Origin of the sequence: Marinobacterium maritimum, assembly GCF_039523155.1 — a bacterium.
Taxonomy (GTDB): domain Bacteria; phylum Pseudomonadota; class Gammaproteobacteria; order Pseudomonadales; family Balneatricaceae; genus Marinobacterium; species Marinobacterium maritimum.
The window spans coordinates 80,515-98,512 of the sequence record NZ_BAAAET010000001.1; the positions used below are offsets into that span (position 1 = coordinate 80,515).

A 17,998-nucleotide genomic window follows, 5' to 3' on the forward strand; every position below is an offset into this window, starting at 1 on the left:
GCCCTATGAACTTCAGAGATGAATTAGTGAAAAAGTGGAGGATTAGGATCGGTGTGAATTCTATAATCAACAAATACAAAACAGTTCATACAATGTTAAGGCGCATGGGAATTTCTTGGATTCGCTCAAAAGGGGCAGGGCTCCTTGCACCACTGCTGATTTGCTCCTCATCTGCACACGCGACCAGTCAGTGCCCACGTGAGTTTGGCCAGAAGGATCCACTCGTTGATGCGATTGGTTGGCTTGTTGTCGCGGTAGGCATCATCGTTGGCGGTTTACTTTTCACTTACATCATCAGACGTTCGCGCGGCATACGTTGGTTCTCACGCTCTATCGTTATCATCATTGGATTTGCTGGGATGTTACTTGTGTGGATAGGCGGGTTCGCCTTGGCATTTGTGAATTTTTTCTTCAAGTGCTAAGACTGCGCCCTATAATTTTAACAAAGCCAGCCACGGCCTAACAGCAGGATCTGCCCCCGAAATTCACGGATTAAAATAATTAAAGGAACATTGAAAGATGCTAGCTTCTATAACGTTTATACTTGGATTAGTCTATTGTTTTGTTGGTATGGGACTAATCGGTTATGTTGGAACTGAGGTTTCAATATCGAATGAAGGGTTTTTTCGCGACCACCCTTGGTTATTTCACCTGCTTTCTTCCATTGTCGTCGAGATTGTCACCGCTATCGTTCCAGCAATGATCATTGTCAGGCTAAATCATAAGAGTGGTATGGCTTTAGCAACTGCTGGTGCGGCAGTTGTAATACCTCTGACAATCTATTATTTATATATTGATTTTGCCATTACAAACCAGTTTTCTGAAGATGATTTAATAAGCGTAATCATAGCAGGCACTGTTTCTACATTGATTTTTGTTGGCGTACTGCCTTTTGTTATAGCCTGCATGAAAAAATTTAGCGCGCTAACCCGTCATGGCAGAGGAAAGCATAAGCCACCCGCTGCCTGAATTGATCGCTCCCGCGTTATTGATGGAAGAACGGGACAAACATATTTACAATGAAAGGGTTGATCTCATAAATCGCTAATTATCCTAAATGGAATAAATAATTCAGCTTATCCTGCAAAGAATCTTGGACAATTCTCGTTAAAATTCAATGAAGTGAAGCGGTTGCTTACCAATATCCTGAGGAAAAACGATGAGAAAAATAAACCTCCTGTTGATCAAAAATCAATGGTATAACCAGGCCATGCAGCGGATGCCAAATCCTTCGCTTCGCTGTGGTTTTGAAACCGGTGATGGCGGGTTTTAGGACCACTATGGATATAGTCGTATATTCTGAAGAAGGGCCAGGGAGATTGCCGACCTGTTTTATCAATCTGTACATGCAATTGATCCCTCGATGTATACAGCGGAACAAAAAGAAGCTTGGGCTCCTACCCCTGTTGACTATGAGCGTTGGTCGGAGCGACTGAATACGAAAAAGCCGTTCATAGCAATAATTGGAACCCGTGTAGCCGGTTTTATTGAACTGGATGCAGATGGTCACATTGACTGCACTTATACTCATCCTGATTATCAGGGAGCGGGTGTGGCATCTTCCCTGTATGAACATTTGCTTGCGAAAGCAAGGAGAAGAAATATTAAGCGCCTATATGTTGAAGCTTCGCTCATTGCCAAGCCATTCTTTGAGAATCGTGGTTTTTCTGTAGTCAAGAAGAACGAAATACAGAGAAAGGGGGTGTCCTTGGTTAATTTCTTAATGGAAAAATATCTAGGTCATGACAAGCAAATGTAGCCGACTGCTAACACGCCGGCTGATTAGTGCTTACATGCCCAAGTTACCCACGAGCAGTAGACACCTTCTATAGTCAGGTTTACCCCTGACGAGGAGGTGCAGGATGGCCAGGAAAAAATACCAGCACCACACTGAATAGTTTAGGCGAAAGCTCGAAATGCTGAAACACCAGGAGTGATGATCCTACCAGGCGCCCATTAAGCAGCTGTGTGGCAAATGGAGTACTGGCCATGCGACAGCCGTCATTAGGGCCACGGCGGGCTAACGACAAACCTGCCTCTATACTGGAGGCAAGACCGTTTTCAAATGATCGGTTATTCATGGAGGGCTAAGTGATGAGGACTCGAGTGCTGAGCATAGTGTTGTCCCTCATTTTCCTGGCTTCGGGAAGCGCCAAACTTGCCGGACTGGAATTCGAAATCATGGCGTTTGAGCGCTGGGGTTACCCGTTGTGGTTCATGTATTTAACAGGCGTGCTGGAGGTTTGTGGCGGAATTGGGCTGCTCATTCACCGTCTGTCGGCGCTGGCCGGGGGATGTTTGGCGCTACTGATGATTGGCGCTGTTGCTACGCATGTAATCAATGCCGAATGGGTCATGATGGTTGTCGCAAGCCTGATTCTGGTGCTGGCAGCAATACGTGGCTGGATCGGACGCGATGACATTTTCGCCTTGGTCAGACGCCGCGCTTGATACCGGCAGCAGAATCAGTCTGCCGATAGTGCCGCAGGGTAGCGTATCTACTCCAGATGGGCGATGAGACGCCCCCCGCACGGATAGAAGGAGAGTGGCACTTCATCTTTCGTGATTACACGCTGGTAGACCAGGTCGGTAACCTGGCCCACCTTTTGAATCAGCCGCTTCGTTAAGAATAACTATTCAGACGCTACTTCTCCTTTGGCACCAGATCGACCACCCAGATCTCGGCATCTTCTGTATCACTGGGATTGCGGAACCAGTGAACGGTATCCGCATTCTCGTACCAGGCGTCGCCAACCATCAGCGTGCGACTGGTTTCACCACGATATTCAATGACTGTCCCCTTGGTCACGCGAACAATGCCCGGACGTCCGTGGTGCGGGTGATTATGTATCGCACCTCCCGGCGCAATCCCGACGATACGCGCGCGCAGGTCATAATCGCCAACGGCACCCTCCAATTCATGTGGGGCAAGGTCGACCAGTCCAACGGCTTCTCCACCGCCCGTGATACCCATCGCTTTATCAGGAGGTGTGTCATCAGCAGCCAGAACCGGGGCGGAGCAGGTTAACCCAACGATAACAGCGGCACAGCATTTGGAGATTTGAATGGCCATAGCATCCTCCAGTATTTTGGGTGCTTATTATTTGGTGTTTAGCGACGTTAAAGCCGTGCATGGAACTTCTGAAGAATAGGCAGGGCAAGGGTATAGCGCTATTTCATCCCCTCATTTCATGCTTGCGCTGCTCCAATCCACGGCATATAGAGTAGAGACGGGTATACACACTTTAGATGCCGGAGGATCATGAAAGCGCTTTCCCTATCGCTTGGAGCACTGCTGCTCACCGGGTGTACTCAGCTGGGCCTGGGGCTTGCCAACTTGCCGGCCAAGATCGGCGATACGCCGGTGGTGCGCGATCTGGCCTACGGGCCGGATGAGCTGCACCGGCTTGATATCTACCGACCCGCGGAGGCTGATGCTGATGAGCCGGTACTGGTGTTCTTTTATGGCGGTCGCTGGACCGATGGTGACAAGTCGATGTATCCCTTTGTCGGCGAGGCTTTTGCCAGCAGGGGGTATGTCACGGTGATTGTGGATCATCGCAAGTATCCACAGGTTCGCTTCCCCGAGTTTGTCCATGATGGTGCTCGTGCGTTGGCCTGGGTGCATGATCATATCGACCGCTTTGGCGGTGATCCTGATCGGTTGTTCATCGCCGGTCATTCTTCAGGTGCCCATATCGCCTCGCTGCTGGCGGCGGATGAGCGCTATCTGCAGGCACAGGGCAAGCCGACGAATATCGTTCAGGCCTTTGCCGGGCTGGCCGGTCCCTATGATTTTGTGCCTGACGAAGACGACCTGATCGATATGTTCGGGCCGCCGGAGCGCTATCCACAGATGCAGACCACCACATTTATCGATGGCGGTGAGCCACCCATGCTGCTGATGTGGGGCGAATCCGATTCGGTGGTGTGGCGACGTAATATGGATCGGCTGAGTGAGCGGATCCGGGCAACATCGGGGCAGGTGATGACGCATACCTACAAGGGGATGGATCACGTGGGGATCATGGCCAGCCTGACCTGGTTCCTGCGCGATCGACGGCCGGTGTTTGAGGATATGCTCGGGTTCTTCCAGCAGCACGATGCTGTGCGGGTCGTGGAGACAAAAAAGGCGGCACAATAATGCGCCGCCATTTGGACTGAAAGCCTGCTTGGCTGAACATTGAGCCAGCAAGCCAGGGCCGGCAACAGGAAGATGGCGCCGAGCACGTTCACCATGAACATGAACGTCAGGCAGGATGCCCATATCTGGGGTAAAGGGGACAGACCCCTTTTATAGAATAGATAAAAAGCCCGTCAGGTTTTACCCGACGGGCTTAGCTGTGCGTTTTACACGCGACGCGGTCGTTACTTCTGTTCAATCATAAAAACCTCAAAAAACTTCGTAAGCGCTTCGTGTGCACTCACGGGCAAGATATTGGCGATATGCTGGTCGGGCCTTACAACCACGACGCAGCCCGCAGAGCGGTCAATTCCGCGAAGGTCATAGATGTCATTACCTTCTTCCGCGTGGAAGACCTTTTCATAGTCACGCAGCCCGTACTTTCCTTTTGCAGGCCAGAGGTAGTCATGCAGATCATGCACCGACAAATCCTGTTGCTGGAATACAGCATAGGTATCAAGGACCGAGTCAATGTCAGCGCCCTTCGGGGTGTATTTCTGTACCGGGGAAGACGCATCGTTGGCCAGGAAGTCAATGAACTGATAGGCCGCTGACGCAGGATCAGTCGGGTCTTGAGTGTCGCCAAACAGGAAGATACGCCAGCGACCGTCGGCTTTGATCAGATGCCCCAGGTGCTGGACTCTACCGTCAGCGACGCGCGTGGCTTCAGCCGAGTGGAAACGTTGCCCAATGTGAAAGCCTGTGGCCAGATGCTGGTTTTCCTGACCCGTGCAGATATAGGACGGGAAATACTCGATGGATGTCCCGGAGACAAAACCGCTTTGCCGTTTCATAAAGGCTTCGATCTTGGCCGTGTCGACTTTGGCCTGTGCGGAGTCGTCGCCTGCGGTCGGTCGTGTGGCAACCAGTCTGGACAGCTCACGGTCTGCATCAATCAGCTGTTGCGCCACTTTACGTCGCTCTGGGCCGTAGGTGCTCAGCAACCTGGGATGGCTTCTGCCCTGAAGCACGGCTGCCAGCTTCCAACCAAGGTTGAAGGTATCGGGCAATGAGGTGTTTAAGCCCCAGCCCCCTTTGGGGCTGTGCGTGTGGCAGGCATCACCGGCCACAAATCCACGGGGGATGACGTCTTCTGAGCTGTCCACAGGGCGATTATCAAAGCGCTCGGCAATGCGTTGGCCAACCTCATAGATCGACCACCAGGCCACCTCTTTCACATCCAGTGTGTAGGGGTGAAAAATCTTCTGGGCCTTGGCAATGATATCTTTCTCGGTCAACTTCACATCCGCTGCACGCTTGTCCTTGCCGAGCAGATCCAGCTCTACGTAGAACCGGCACAGGTAGCCGCCTTCACGCGGAATCGTCATGACAGCGCCATGATTTTTGGACTGGATAAAGCTTTTGACACGGATATCCGGGAAGTCTGTGTTCAACAGAATATCCATGACGCCCCAGGCTTTGTTGGCAGAGTCGCCTTGCAGGGGGATTTCCATGCTCTTGCGAACCTTGCTTCGGGCACCGTCGCAGCCTACGACGTAACGCGCTTTAACGATCTCGGTTTTGCCGGCCCCCGCATCGTCGGTTCGTTTGAACGTCGCGGTAATGGGATAGGCTTCAAGGTCCTGGGTTAAGCTGTCGTCAATCGTCATCTCAGCGAGTTCACGGCTGTAATGAGGGCGAAGGTGGGTGACGGACCTTTCCATACCGTCCAGCAGCAACTCATGCAGACGGGCCTGGTTAACGATGCCGTGGGTAAATTCAGAGAGCCCGGCCCGGGCATCCGGGATTTTGTGAGTGAGCTTTATATTCTCGGGATTGTCCTTGTCTGGCTCCCAGAACGTGTTTTGTTTCAGCTGATAGGTCTCTTTCACCACCATTTCGCTGCTGTTAAAGGCTTCCATGATCTCTATGGTGCGGCAGGAAATGCCGTCCGCGCGCCCGAACAGCAAGGGACCAGGTGCCATATCAACGATGCATGTCTTGATGTCGGGGAACTCAGCAAGCTGCCGTGCCATCGTCAAACCCGCAGGACCGGTGCCAATGATCAGGACATCCACTTCATCAGGCAGGTCCACAATCGGTGGATTGGGGTAAGGCTCTCTAACCTCATCGGGAACCTCGTAATTGCCGGGTTTGAACCCATTCAGATGATATTGCATTACTCGATCTCCTCGCTTCTGGCCCTGCTGTTGGTGCAATAATTATTAGTTAATATCCTGATGGAATTTGAGAGAGCGCTGCCCAATGCAAGATCATGTATAGACCCTATGACTGACCCCTTTACACCTGATCCAACCGGATACCACCACTCTGATACCCGCAGGCGTACTGTAGGAACCTACTGAAAAGGATAGACGATGGATGGAAAAGGATGGCCTGGAATATCGTGTCGCCAGACTGGGGAATCAGGCAAAACGCGAAGCATTCTCTGAGTTTTGTTGATGCCCCCCACCTGATCTATGTAGCCGTATCCCGGACGAGGCAGAAGTTTACACTGGTGTCTGTGTGCTGAGGGTTGAAGCCTAGAAGCTGGCGCCTGTTTTGGATCAGGCGCCGCTGGTGGCACTTGGCGTGAATCAGTAGGCGCCTTCGCTGTAGATCAGTTCATAGCTATGGCTGTAGATCTCCAGGATATTGCCAAAGGGATCTTCCATGTAAATCATGCGATAGGGCTTTTCGCCCGGGTAGTAGTAACGCGGCTCTTTCATGCGTCGCTTGCCACCGGCAGCCACAATGCGTTCAGCGAGTTCTTCGACGTTTGGATCCTGGACACAGAAATGGAATATGCCGGTTTTCCAGTATTCGAAGTTGTTCTCCGGGTTCGTCTGGTTCTTGAACTGGAAAAGCTCAACGCCAATCCGGTCGCCGGTTGACAGGTGGGCGATGCGGAAGCTGCCCCAGCCGGCGCCGAATACGTCCGTACACATTTCCCCAATGGCGCTGCTGTCTTCCTCGATATCAGTTGGTTTCATGATCAGATACCAACCCAGGACCTCGGTGTAAAACTGAACGGCGCGTTCAAGGTCGGGGACCGAAATACCAATGTGCGAAAAATTTCTCGGGTATGGGGTGTTCATAAGCTGTCCTCTTGTGTGAGCTGACAACAGGTTATCGGGCTTATATGATTACGTGAAATTATTATTTGTTATCTAAATGAGTATTCAATGTAATGATAAATACGACCTGGCTACTCAGCTTTTGCACACTGGTTGAAGTCGGTCACTTCACCCGTACGGCGGAGCAGCTGCATATGACGCAGTCGGGCGTAAGTCAGCATGTACGCAAGCTGGAGGAGCAGGTTGGTGTAGCGCTGCTGGTGAGACAGGGGAAGCAGTTCTCATTGTCGGAGGCTGGCGAAAGGTTGTACGCCGAGGCGCAGGATATACTGCTGGCGTTGTCGAATCTGGAGCAGAAGGTGCGCCTGGACTCGCCCTATGCAGGCCCTGTGCGTCTGATGTCTCCGGGGAGTGTCGGGCTTAAACTCTATCCGCAGTTGCTGTCCTTGCAAGCCAGTTATTCCGGTCTCACGATCGACTATCGCTTTGCGCCCAATGCCGATGTAGAGGATGCACTGGCGAAGGGGAATATTGATCTTGGCTTCATGACGTCAGAATCCTGTTCGGCTGATCTGTCCTGCACACCCGTTGGGCAAGAGCCGCTCATGCTGGTGACACCGGCTGATAAAGATGCCGCTTGGGACACCCTTATGGCGCTGGGATTTATTGACCACCCGGATGGCAGTCATCACGCCAGTCTGTTGCTGGGCGCCAATTATCCTCAATTCCAGCACTGCAATCAGTTTAGTCGCCGGGGATTTTCAAATCAGATTGGCTTGATTCTTGAACCGGTCAGCCTGGGTCTGGGTTTTACCGTTTTGCCGGCCTATGCAGTCGAGGCCTTTCACAGGCCAGAGCTGATCAGTGTGCACCGCCTTGCTACGCCGGTGAGTGAAACCCTGTATCTCTGTGTTCAGCGACACAGGGTTTTGCCGAAGCGGATGGACACGGTGATGGCTGCTGTTCAGCGTTGGCTGTGATACAGGTGGCGACGTTGTTGCCGCCACCTGCTGGGCTCAGGCGTCGCTGGTAGCCATCTGAGGCTTGGTCGCTTTGCTGTTGCCGGCTTCTGCCCGAGCTTGTGGTCGGAGTGCATCCGTTGAGCGGTTACCTGGCTCGGTTACCTTGCTCGGTTGCACATTGAGCCAGCAGGCCAGGGCGGGCAGCAGGAAGATGGCGCCGAGCACGTTCACCATGAACATGAACGCCAGCAGGATGCCCATGTCGGCCTGGAACTTCAGCGCCGAGAACGCCCAGGTGCCCACGCCGATGGTCATGGTCACGGCGGTGAACACCGCGGCGGTGCCGCGCTGGCGCATCGCTTCGTAGAAGGCGGTGCGCAGGTCGATGCCGCGTTTCAGCGAATGCTGCATCTGTTCGTAGATGTAGATGCCGTAGTCCACGCCGACCCCCACGCCCAGCGCGATCACCGGCAGGGTGGCCACTTTCAGGCCGATGCCGAGCAGGGCCATCAGGGCGTTACACAGGATGGTCACCAGCATCAGCGGGACGATGACGCAAAGCACGCCGCGCCAGGAGCGGAAGGTGAGCCAGCAGAGCAGGGTGATGGCGCCGAAGATGGAGGCGATCATCTGCACCTCGGCGGTTTCCACCGCTTCGTTGGTGGCGGCGGCCACGCCGGCGTTACCACCGGCCAGGCGGAATTCCACACCCTCGACATTAACGCTGTCGATGAAGCCCTGGATTTCGCCGATCACGTGTTTGAGGGTGTCGTTCTGGTGGTTGTCCAGGTACACCATCATGTTGATCGTCTTGCACAGCTCGTTGTTCAGGCCCAGCTCCGGGTTGGCCGCCTGGCTGCCGGAGCGCAGCGCCATTTCCGAACGTTGCAGGGTACGCCACAACGGGTTGCCTTCGTTGTTGCCGGAGACATAGAGCTTGGCCATGCCGGCCACGGTGCTGACTGACTGCACGCCCGGTACGCCGCGCATGTGGAAGTCGAACTTGTCGACGGCGTTCATCACATTCCAGTCCAGGCAGGCCTCGGAGTCGCGGTCGGTTTCCACATAGACCGAGAGCACATCCATGCCGATGGAGTAGTCGCTGATGATCTTGTCGTTGTCCTGGTTGTAGCGCGAGTCGGCACGCAACTCAGGGGCACCGGTGCCGATATCACCGGTCAGCAGGGAACGGGACTGCCAGGTGCCCGCGACCAGCAGGATCAGCATGATGCCGAGGCTGAACAGGGCCGGCTTCGGCTGCGACAGCGCCGAGATCTTCCACCACAGCGGGTGACGCTCGCTGCTGCCGTTATCCTTCAGCGCCATCTTTTCCAGTCGCAGGTGCGACAGGATGATCGGCATGAACATCTTGTTGGTGACGATCATCAGTGCCACGCCAAGGCAGGCGGTCACGCCCAGTTCGTGCACGATGGGGATGTCGATCACCATGATCACCATGAAGCCCAGGGCGTTGGCCAGCAGGGCCACGGTGCCCGGAATGGCCAGCTTGCGAATGGAGCTTTCGGCCGCTTCGATGGCACTCATGCCGGAGAGCACATCCAGTTTCCAGGCGTTGGTCATCTGCACCGCGTGGGACACGCCGATGGAGAAGATCAGGAAAGGCACCAGCACCGACATGGGGTCGATGCCGTACCCGATCTGCGGCAGGATGCCGAGCAGCCAGACCACCGGCAGCAGAGCCACGACGATGGCCAGCAGGGTCAGACGCATGGAGCGGGAGTAGAGCCACAACAGCAGGAAGGTGACGGCAAAGGCCACGGCAAAGAAGATCACCACGGTCATCAGGCCGTCCATTACGTCACCCATCACCTTGGAGAAGCCGATGATATGGATGTTGATGTTGTCATCGCCGATCTGGGCGCGGATCTTTTCCAGATGGCGGGCCACGGCGGCATAGTCGGTTTTCAGGCCGGTCTCCGGGTCGATCTCCAGCAGTTCGGCCTGCACCATGGCGGATTTCAGGTCATTGGACACCAGGTTGCCGACCTGGCCGGACTTCTGCACGTTGGAGCGTACCTGAGCCAGGCCCTCGGCATCGGCGGTAAAGCGGGACGGGATCACCACGCCGCCGGTAAAACCGTATTCGGTCACTTCGATGTAGCGCACTTCCGGGGTGAACAGCGAGCGCACGGTGGTGCGGTTGATGCCGGGCGTGAAGAACACCTCATCGGTGGCCTGCTGCAGTTTGCTCATGAACTCGGCGTTGTAGATATCGCCATCACCGGTCCATTCCAGGCTGACCATGACGCGGTTGGCGCCGGTGAACTCGGCGGAGTGCTTCAGGAACGCCTGCATGTATTCATGCTTGAGCGGAATCAGCTTGTTGAAGCCGGGGTCGAAACGGGTCTGCAGGGCGGAGAAGCCGAGCATGACCGTGATCAGCAGGAACAGAAAGCCCAGCGGCTTGCGTCCGATGATCAGAAAACGGGCCGAGGCGTCAACAAATTTTTGCACGGCGGAAGAGTGTTGATGCGACATGATCAGGCTCCAGAGGGGTGTTTCAATTGGTCGAGCGACACTGATGGCAGCAGGCCGCGGTCACTGCTCAGCAGCAGTTGGCCGGAATCGAGCCGGGCGATATCGGTGACCGACATGCGGCCGCTCTTGTGCAGGAAGCGGAAACTGCGGCCGTCGTCTTCACTGAGCAGCAGCACGCCGCCCTGGCCGCCGAGCAGCAGGTCGCCGTTCTCCATCATCTGGTGGGTGAACATCGACGCCGGCAGCTCACCGCCGACAGAAACCCAGTTCTGGCCGTTGTCTTCACTGCGGAAGATGTTGCCGCGCATGCCGTAGACGATCCAGGTCTCGCCGTGCAGGTTCAGCCCGCCGTAGAGCGAGCCATTGTAGAACTCGGGCACTGCCTCCCAGCTCTCGCCACTATCGGTGGAGCGGAACAGGGTGCCCGCCTCGCCGACAATCAGCCAGGTGTTGTGGTCCTGGGATGGCAGCAGGTTGTTCAGATGCCAGTCGGTGCCATTGGGGGGCGGCATGCGGGACCAGCTGTTGCCCTCGTCGCTGGAGACCACGGCCTGGCCAAAGGCACCGATTGCCATCCAAATGCCGGACGGCAGCAAATTGATGCTGAGCAGGGGTTCACCGCCTGGGTTAAAGGCGACTTCCTGCCAGTTAAGGCCACCGTCGGTGGTTTTCAGAATCCAGCCCTCATGGCCGATGGCCAGACCGGTGCGATCATCCTTGAAGTGCAGGCGCGTAATCAGTGCGTGCCGCTGGTGGGAGAGAGAGGCCTGTTTCCAGTTCTTGCCTTGATCGGTCGAGATCAGGATATGGCCCAGTTCACCGGCGGTCACCAGTCCGGCATCGGTTTGTACGATGCTGGTCAGGTTCATGTTGTTCACCGGTATCTGGCGGGGACCCAGTGACGGGGTATCCCGGTGCGAGAACGCGAAAATGCCGGCGACTGCCACGATCAGTGAAACAGCAATGCCCAGGGTTACGCGCATGGCTAAACTCCTTTGTTTTGAGGCCTTCAGGCAGGTTTTGTTGTTGTACTACTGGCCTGGAGCTCGAAGAGTACGCTTCCCATTATTCGCAGCGTGGCTGCAGCAGCATCGTCCAAACGGGCTAGAGATGGTGGCGGCACTGTTAGTCCGAATTGACGATGAGAGGGGTTGTGCGCTGTGTGAATCTGCGTCCTGTAGGGAGATGGTCGGGGCAGCCGGTCAGGCCCGCTGAATTCAAATAAGAATCGAGGAGACTCGTGCGATGGGCGTGTTAACAAACAACTTTATTGCAGCGACACAGGAAGAAGATTACATGACCCCGGATGCGGTGCGCCTGGTCCAGGCGGCCGAGGAAATGGTGCCTCGCCTGCTGGCGCGTGCTCAGGCCGCTGATGAGGCGGGCATGGTGCCGCGTGAAACTGTCAAGGAGATGGCCGAAGCCGGTCTGTTCCGCGTGCTGCAGCCGAAGCGCTGGGGCGGCTACGAGCAGGACCCGCGCGTGTTCTACCGCGTGCAGATGGCACTGGCGAAGGGCTGCATGTCCACCGCCTGGATCTACGGCGTGATCGGTGTGCACAACTGGCAGCTGCCGCTGTTCCCGGAACAGGCGCAGCAGGATGTCTGGGCCAACGGCAATGACGGTACCCTGATTGCGTCTACCTATATGCCGGTGGGCAAGGCGGAGAAAGTCGATGGCGGCTACCGTTTCTCCGGTCGCTGGGGCTTCTCCAGCGGTGTCGACCATTGCGAATGGATCTTCCTGGGTGGTCTGCTGCCGAAGAAGGACAACCCGGACGAGCTGGAACACACCACTTTCCTGCTACCGCGCAGCGACTTCCGTATTGAAAAGAACTGGGATGTGCATGGCCTGCGTGCCACCGGCAGTCACGATATTGTCGTGGAAGATGCCTTCGTGCCCGAGCACCGTACCCATCGCACCAATAACCATTCCGATGCGGGTTGCCCCGGTCGTGAAGTCAATCCGGGCTGGATCTACAAGATCCCGTTCACCCAGGTGTTCCAGCGTGCCGTTTCCTCGGCCTGTCTGGGCGCAACCGAAGGTGCGATCGCAGAGTTCCGCAGCCGCGCGGCCGCGCATGTCGGCAAGCATGGTGCCAAGACTGCCGATGACCCCAATGCCCAGCTGGCGGTAGCCGAAGCGATGATCGCCGTCGATCAGCTCAAGCTGGTGCTGTTCCGCAACTACGCCCGCATCGTGCACTGCGCCCAGACCGGTGAACAGATGCCGGTGGAAGAGCGTCTAATGCAAAGAGCCCAGGCGTCACTGGTACCCAAGCTCTGTGCCGAGCGTGTCAGCGAGCTGCTGCGGGCCTGTGCTGCATCGGGTCTGTACCGCAGCAATCCGATTGAGCGGATCTTCCGTGATATCCACCAGGCGCGTGGCCACATTGCCAACAACTCGGATGCCTACGCCCGTGCCAGCGGTGCCATGATGCTGGGTCTGCCCAACACTGACCCCTACATCTAACACCCTGGAGAATTGAGGAGACTCGCTATGAGTACGTCCCGCTACCACCGCCTGCGCGTTGAGCAGGTGGTGCAGGAGACCGCCGATGCCGTCTCGCTGCAATTTGCCCTCGCGGCTGATCAGGTCGAGCGTTTTCGCTACCGGCCCGGCCAGTTCCTGACCCTGCGCCTGCCCTGGCAGGGCGAGCATCTGCTGCGCTGCTACTCGATGTCGAGTGCGCCGACGGTGGATGCTCAGCTTCGGGTGACCGTGAAGCGTGTGGTGGAGGGGCGTGGTTCCAACTGGATCTGTGACAACGTGCAGCCCGGTGACGCGATCGAGGTGATGCAGCCGGCCGGTGTCTTCGTGCCAGAGTCACTGGATGGCGAATTCCTGCTGTTCGCCGGGGGCAGCGGTATCACGCCGGTATTCTCGATCCTGCGTTCGGTGCTGTTGCGGGGGCGGGGTCAGGTACGCCTGATCTACGCCAACCGCGATGAGGCATCGATCATCTTCCGCGAGGCGCTCAAGGAGCTGGGCGAGCAGTATGCGGATCGATTCGACGTGATTCATCTGCTCGATTCGGTGCAGGGACGGCCGAATGTCAGTCTGCTGCGCCGTCTGGCGCGGGGGATGGAATCGGCGCAGGCGTTCATCTGTGGTCCCGGTCCGTTCATGGATGCGGCGGAGGCGGCGCTGCAGGAGCTGAAGCTGCCGTCCGAGAGCGTCCATGTGGAACGCTTCATCTCGCTGCCGTCAGAAGAGTCGCGGGATCAGGAGCAGCGCGAGGCGTTGACCGAGTCTGCCGAGATCGACGAGGCGCAGGTCAGTATCGAGCTGGATGGCCAGCACTACGAGCTGCAGTGCGGCGGTAATGAAACCATCCTTGATGCGGCGGAGAAAGCCGGAATCGAGCTGCCGTACTCCTGCATGGCGGGCATGTGTGCCTCCTGCATGTGCGAGGTGACCGAAGGGGAGGTCAAGCTGCTGCACAACGATGTGCTGGATGAGCGTGACCTGTCCAAGGGGCTGACGCTGACCTGCCAGGCGGTGCCGAAGACCGCCAGGGTGCATCTGAAATACACCTGAACAGATTCCTTCTCATTCAATTCAATAACTTGGGGCCGGCTTTAGCCGGTCCTTTCTATTTAGTCTTATTGGACGATGGCAGCCATCGGCCACCCTCTTAATCTGAAAATACTGACTGCGCAGGTGTAACCGCCTGTCTGTCGGGTGCCTCAGGCACGCGGCAGCGAGTCTGTTCTCTGGATAACAACAACTCAGGAGACACATTATGCAGGGCTGTCTACAGGGCAAGGTCGCATTCATTACCGGTGGTGGCAGTGGCATTGGTGCCGCTACGGCAGAGCGTTTTGCGCAGGAAGGTGCGCGTGTGGTTATTTGCGGTCGCCGCATGGAACCGCTGGATGAAGTGGTCAACCGCATTCATGCCGGCGGTGGTGAAGCGGCGGCAATGCAGGTCGATGTCAGCAATGAAGAAGCCTTCGTGGGTGCGCTTGAAAAGGTCGCTCAGGAGTACGGCCAGCTGGATGTGCTGGTCAACAACGCCATGGCGTTTACCTGGGGTAGCATCGAAGAGATGGATACCGAGCAGTGGCGTGCCAACTTCACCACCTCCGTGGATGGCACCTTCTGGGGTACCCGCACCGCGCTGAAGCTGATGAAGGCGCACGGCGGTTCCATCATCAACCTGTCCTCCATCTGCGGCGAGCTGGGTACGCCCTGGATGTCCGGTTACTCCGCCTCCAAGGCCGCGGTTACCAACTTCTCCCGTGCCGCTGCGGCCGAAGGTGCGCCCGATGGCGTGCGCGTCAACGTGGTGATCCCGGCGGTGGTGGAAACCCCGGCTACTGAAGGAATGCTGGCCGATGAGAATTCACGCAAGAGCACCGAGAAGCTGATTCCGATGGGCCGTGTCGGTCAGCCGGAAGAGCTGGCCAATGCCATTCTGTTCCTGGCCAGCGATCAGTCCTCCTATATCACCGGTGCCACCCTGCCGGTCGACGGTGGACGTTCAGCGGTGCTGATTACCGCTCTGGACTGAGGTAAGGCGTATGCAAACAGCCAAACAGGAAACCCTGGTGGGAGCGGAGCCTCTGTTCTCGCCGGTTCGTATCGGTGCCATCGAGCTGGCCAATCGCATCGTCATGGCGCCGATGACCCGCAATCGCGCCGACGCTGACGGCACGCCCAACGATCTGATGGTCGAACACTACGCCGCGCGTGCCGAGGCGGGGCTGATCGTGGCCGAAGGCACCTGGCCCAGCGTCACCGGTCAGGCCTACTGCCGCCAGCCGGGCATTCAGACCGCCGAGCAGATTGCGGCCTGGCGCAAGGTGACCGATGCGGTGCATGAGAGGGGCGGCAAGATCGTTCTGCAGATCATGCATTCGGGGCGGATTGGCAGTCACAGGATCAAACCGGAAGGTGTTGAGACTGTCGCGCCGTCCGCCATTCAGGCGCAGGGCGAGGTGTTTACCGACGCCGCCGGTATGCAGCCCTATGACATGCCGCGCGCGCTGACCACCGAAGAGGTCGAGGCGGTGGTTGAGGAGCACCGTCAGGCGGCGATCAATGCGCGCGAAGCGGGCTTCGATGGTGTCGAACTGCACTGCACCAGCGGCTACCTGCCAATGCAGTTCCTATGCTCGGGGACCAACCAGCGCAGTGATCGTTACGGCGGCAGCCTGGAGAACCGGGTGCGCTTTGCGGCCGAGTGTCTGCAGGCGATGAGCGATGCCATCGGTGCAGATCGGGTCGGCTTCCGCATCAACCCGGGCAATACCTACAACGACACCTCCGATGAAGACAGCGCCGCCAGCCATGCGGGTCTGCTGCAGGCAGCCGCACGAATTGGTGTGGCCTTCGTGCACATCATGCGTGCGCCTGTGGCTGAGATCGATGCCTTTGCCCTGGCGCGCGAACACTTCAACGGCTGCCTGATCCTGAACGACAGTTTCGAGCCGGAATCCGCGGCCGAAGCGCTGCGTGAAGGCCAGGGTGAAGCGGTTTCCTTTGCCCGTCACTTCATCGCCAACCCGGATCTGGTTACCCGTATCCGCAAAGGGCTGGCGCTGGCCCGCTTCGATCGTAAAACCATCTATACCCCGGGGCCGGAAGGTTACACCGACTACCCCGTTGCAGCAGAGTAAGCTGAGGAAAACGCAATGAAAGTATTAGTACCGGTCAAACGCGTCATCGACTACAACGTCAAGGTACGAGTGAAGTCCGATGGCAGTGGTGTGGACCTTAACAACGTCAAGATGGCAATCAACCCGTTCGACGAGATTGCCGTGGAAGAGGCAGTACGTCTGAAGGAAGCCGGTACCGCAACAGAAGTAGTGGTGGTAAGCATCGGCCCCAAGGCCAGCCAGGAGGTGCTGCGCACTGCGCTGGCAGTGGGAGCTGATCGTGCCATCCATCTGGAAAGCGATGCCGAGCTGGAGCCGCTGGCAGTAGCCAAGTGCCTTAAGCAGGTAGTGGCGGATGAACAGCCGCAGCTGGTGATCTGCGGCAAGCAGGCGATCGACGACGATTCAAACCAGACCGGCCAGATGCTGGCGGCGCTGCTGGGCTGGCCGCAGGGTACCTTTGCCTCTGAAGTCCTGCCTGAAGGCGATGCGATCAAGGTCACCCGCGAGATCGACGGTGGTCTGGAGACCCTGCAGCTGAATCTGCCGGCGGTGGTCACCAGCGACCTGCGTCTCAACGAGCCGCGTTATGCCTCCCTGCCCAACATCATGAAGGCGAAGAAGAAGCCTCTCGATTCCAAGCCGGTCGCCGAGCTGGGGCTCGACGTGGCGCCGCGCCTGAAGGCGGTCAACTACGCGCCGCCGGCGGCACGCCAGGGCGGTATCAAGGTTGAGAATGTGGCCGAGCTGATCGAAAAGCTGCGCCAGGAAGCCCGTGTGATCTGAAGGTGATGATGATGAAGACTCTTGTAATAGCAGAACATGACAACCAGCAGCTGAACGCGGTGACACTCAATGTGGTTGATGCGGCCAAGCGTCTTGGCGGCGAGATCGACCTGCTGGTCGCCGGTGAGGGCTGTGCCGCCGTGGCTGAGCAGGCGGCCGCCGTGTCCGACGTAAGTCGCGTACTCCTGGCGGATGCCAGCCATTATGCTGGTCAGCAGGCTGAAGAGCTGGCGCTGCTGGTGGTGGAAACCGTTCAACAGGGTGGCTACCAGGCGGTATTGGCGCCGAGCTCAACCTTCGGCAAGAACCTGACACCCCGTATCGCGGCGCTGCTGGATGTGGCGCAGGTCTCGGATGTCATTGAGATCAAGGCGGTTGGCAGTTACGTGCGCCCCATATATGCTGGCAACGTCATGCTGACCGTGGAGTCTGCCGAGCCGGTACAGGTGCTGACGGTTCGCCCGACCGCTTTTGACGCGGTGGAGCAGGCTGGCAGTGCCGAGGTGGTCTCGGTCGCCGCTGCAGCAGCCACAGGTTTGTCGGCGCTGCTCGGTCGTGAACTGAGCAAGTCCGACCGTCCCGAACTGGGTTCTGCCGAGGTGGTGGTATCCGGTGGTCGCGGCCTGGGTGACGGTGACAAGTACCGTCAGGTACTGGAACCGCTGGCCGACAAACTGGGTGCCGCACTGGGTGCGTCACGTGCGGCGGTAGACGCCGGCTTCGTACCCAACGACTATCAGGTCGGTCAGACCGGCAAGATCGTCGCGCCGCAGCTCTATCTGGCGGTCGGCATCTCCGGTGCCATCCAGCACCTGGCCGGCATGAGTGACTCCAAGGTAATCGTCGCCATCAACAAGGACCCCGATGCGCCGATCTTCCAGATTGCCGATTACGGCCTGGAAGCGGATCTGTTCGAGGCCGTGCCCGAATTGACCCAGCAACTGTAAA

At 57.2% G+C, this 17,998-nt stretch carries 17 protein-coding genes; 12 read left to right on the top strand and 5 right to left on the bottom strand.

What is annotated here, in order from left to right:
• The first annotated feature begins 5 nt into the window (after positions 1-5).
• From ABD013_RS00360 to ABD013_RS00375, 4 genes are all read left to right on the top strand, one after another.
• Entirely contained in the window at positions 6-422 is a 417-nt protein-coding gene (locus ABD013_RS00360) for a hypothetical protein (RefSeq protein WP_343800552.1), read from the top strand.
• A 97-nt stretch (positions 423-519) separates the two neighbouring features.
• Positions 520-969: a hypothetical protein gene (locus ABD013_RS00365; protein ID WP_343800555.1), complete on the top strand. Its 450-nt coding sequence runs from the start codon at positions 520-522 to the stop codon at positions 967-969.
• A gap of 394 nt (positions 970-1,363) precedes the next feature.
• On the top strand, positions 1,364-1,759 hold the full coding sequence (locus tag ABD013_RS00370; RefSeq protein ID WP_343800557.1) for a GNAT family N-acetyltransferase: 396 nt from the start codon (positions 1,364-1,366) through the stop codon (positions 1,757-1,759).
• A gap of 347 nt (positions 1,760-2,106) precedes the next feature.
• A complete protein-coding gene (locus tag ABD013_RS00375; RefSeq protein WP_343800560.1) occupies positions 2,107-2,451 on the top strand; it encodes a DoxX family protein in 345 nt (114 codons plus the stop codon).
• 193 nt (positions 2,452-2,644) lie between these two features.
• On the opposite strand, the gene ABD013_RS00380 is transcribed toward ABD013_RS00375, so the two are convergent.
• Positions 2,645-2,974, bottom strand: a complete 330-nt coding sequence (locus ABD013_RS00380) for a cupin domain-containing protein (RefSeq protein WP_343800563.1) — start codon at positions 2,972-2,974, stop codon at positions 2,645-2,647.
• 288 nt (positions 2,975-3,262) lie between these two features.
• Between ABD013_RS00380 and ABD013_RS00385 the strand changes: the two genes are divergently transcribed.
• A complete protein-coding gene (locus ABD013_RS00385) occupies positions 3,263-4,144 on the top strand; it encodes an alpha/beta hydrolase (protein ID WP_343800567.1) in 882 nt (293 codons plus the stop codon).
• A 224-nt stretch (positions 4,145-4,368) separates the two neighbouring features.
• On the opposite strand, the gene ABD013_RS00390 is transcribed toward ABD013_RS00385, so the two are convergent.
• The gene (locus ABD013_RS00390) at positions 4,369-6,303 is read right to left on the bottom strand and encodes an FAD-dependent monooxygenase (protein WP_343800570.1); all 1,935 of its coding nucleotides are present in this window, start codon (positions 6,301-6,303) and stop codon (positions 4,369-4,371) included.
• A 417-nt stretch (positions 6,304-6,720) separates the two neighbouring features.
• Complete coding sequence (locus tag ABD013_RS00395; RefSeq protein WP_343800573.1) at positions 6,721-7,221, bottom strand: lactoylglutathione lyase family protein; 501 nt, start codon at positions 7,219-7,221, stop codon at positions 6,721-6,723.
• A gap of 92 nt (positions 7,222-7,313) precedes the next feature.
• Here ABD013_RS00395 and ABD013_RS00400 point away from each other — a divergent pair, with 92 nt between their 5' ends.
• Positions 7,314-8,180 carry a LysR family transcriptional regulator gene (locus ABD013_RS00400; protein WP_343800576.1) on the top strand — a complete coding sequence of 289 codons (867 nt, stop codon included), beginning with the start codon at positions 7,314-7,316 and terminating at the stop codon, positions 8,178-8,180.
• Between the two features lie 36 nt (positions 8,181-8,216).
• Here ABD013_RS00400 and ABD013_RS00405 read toward each other — a convergent pair whose 3' ends face one another.
• Both ABD013_RS00405 and ABD013_RS00410 read right to left on the bottom strand, forming a co-directional pair.
• Positions 8,217-10,661, bottom strand: coding sequence for an efflux RND transporter permease subunit (locus ABD013_RS00405; protein ID WP_343800579.1), 2,445 nt, complete (start codon positions 10,659-10,661; stop codon positions 8,217-8,219).
• Positions 10,662-10,663: 2 nt separating this feature from the next.
• Positions 10,664-11,644, bottom strand: coding sequence for a WD40/YVTN/BNR-like repeat-containing protein (locus tag ABD013_RS00410; RefSeq protein ID WP_343800582.1), 981 nt, complete (start codon positions 11,642-11,644; stop codon positions 10,664-10,666).
• A gap of 262 nt (positions 11,645-11,906) precedes the next feature.
• On the opposite strand from ABD013_RS00410, the gene ABD013_RS00415 reads away from it, so the two are divergent.
• From ABD013_RS00415 to ABD013_RS00440, 6 genes are all read left to right on the top strand, one after another.
• Complete coding sequence (locus tag ABD013_RS00415; RefSeq protein ID WP_343800585.1) at positions 11,907-13,133, top strand: acyl-CoA dehydrogenase family protein; 1,227 nt, start codon at positions 11,907-11,909, stop codon at positions 13,131-13,133.
• A 27-nt stretch (positions 13,134-13,160) separates the two neighbouring features.
• Positions 13,161-14,201: a 2Fe-2S iron-sulfur cluster-binding protein gene (locus tag ABD013_RS00420; RefSeq protein WP_343800587.1), complete on the top strand. Its 1,041-nt coding sequence runs from the start codon at positions 13,161-13,163 to the stop codon at positions 14,199-14,201.
• A 205-nt stretch (positions 14,202-14,406) separates the two neighbouring features.
• A complete protein-coding gene (locus ABD013_RS00425) occupies positions 14,407-15,177 on the top strand; it encodes an SDR family NAD(P)-dependent oxidoreductase (protein WP_343800589.1) in 771 nt (256 codons plus the stop codon).
• A 10-nt stretch (positions 15,178-15,187) separates the two neighbouring features.
• A complete protein-coding gene (locus tag ABD013_RS00430) occupies positions 15,188-16,285 on the top strand; it encodes an alkene reductase (RefSeq protein WP_343800592.1) in 1,098 nt (365 codons plus the stop codon).
• Positions 16,286-16,300: 15 nt separating this feature from the next.
• Positions 16,301-17,050: an electron transfer flavoprotein subunit beta/FixA family protein gene (locus tag ABD013_RS00435; protein WP_343800595.1), complete on the top strand. Its 750-nt coding sequence runs from the start codon at positions 16,301-16,303 to the stop codon at positions 17,048-17,050.
• An 11-nt stretch (positions 17,051-17,061) separates the two neighbouring features.
• Positions 17,062-17,997, top strand: coding sequence for an electron transfer flavoprotein subunit alpha/FixB family protein (locus ABD013_RS00440; protein WP_343800598.1), 936 nt, complete (start codon positions 17,062-17,064; stop codon positions 17,995-17,997).
• Position 17,998 lies beyond the last annotated feature (1 nt).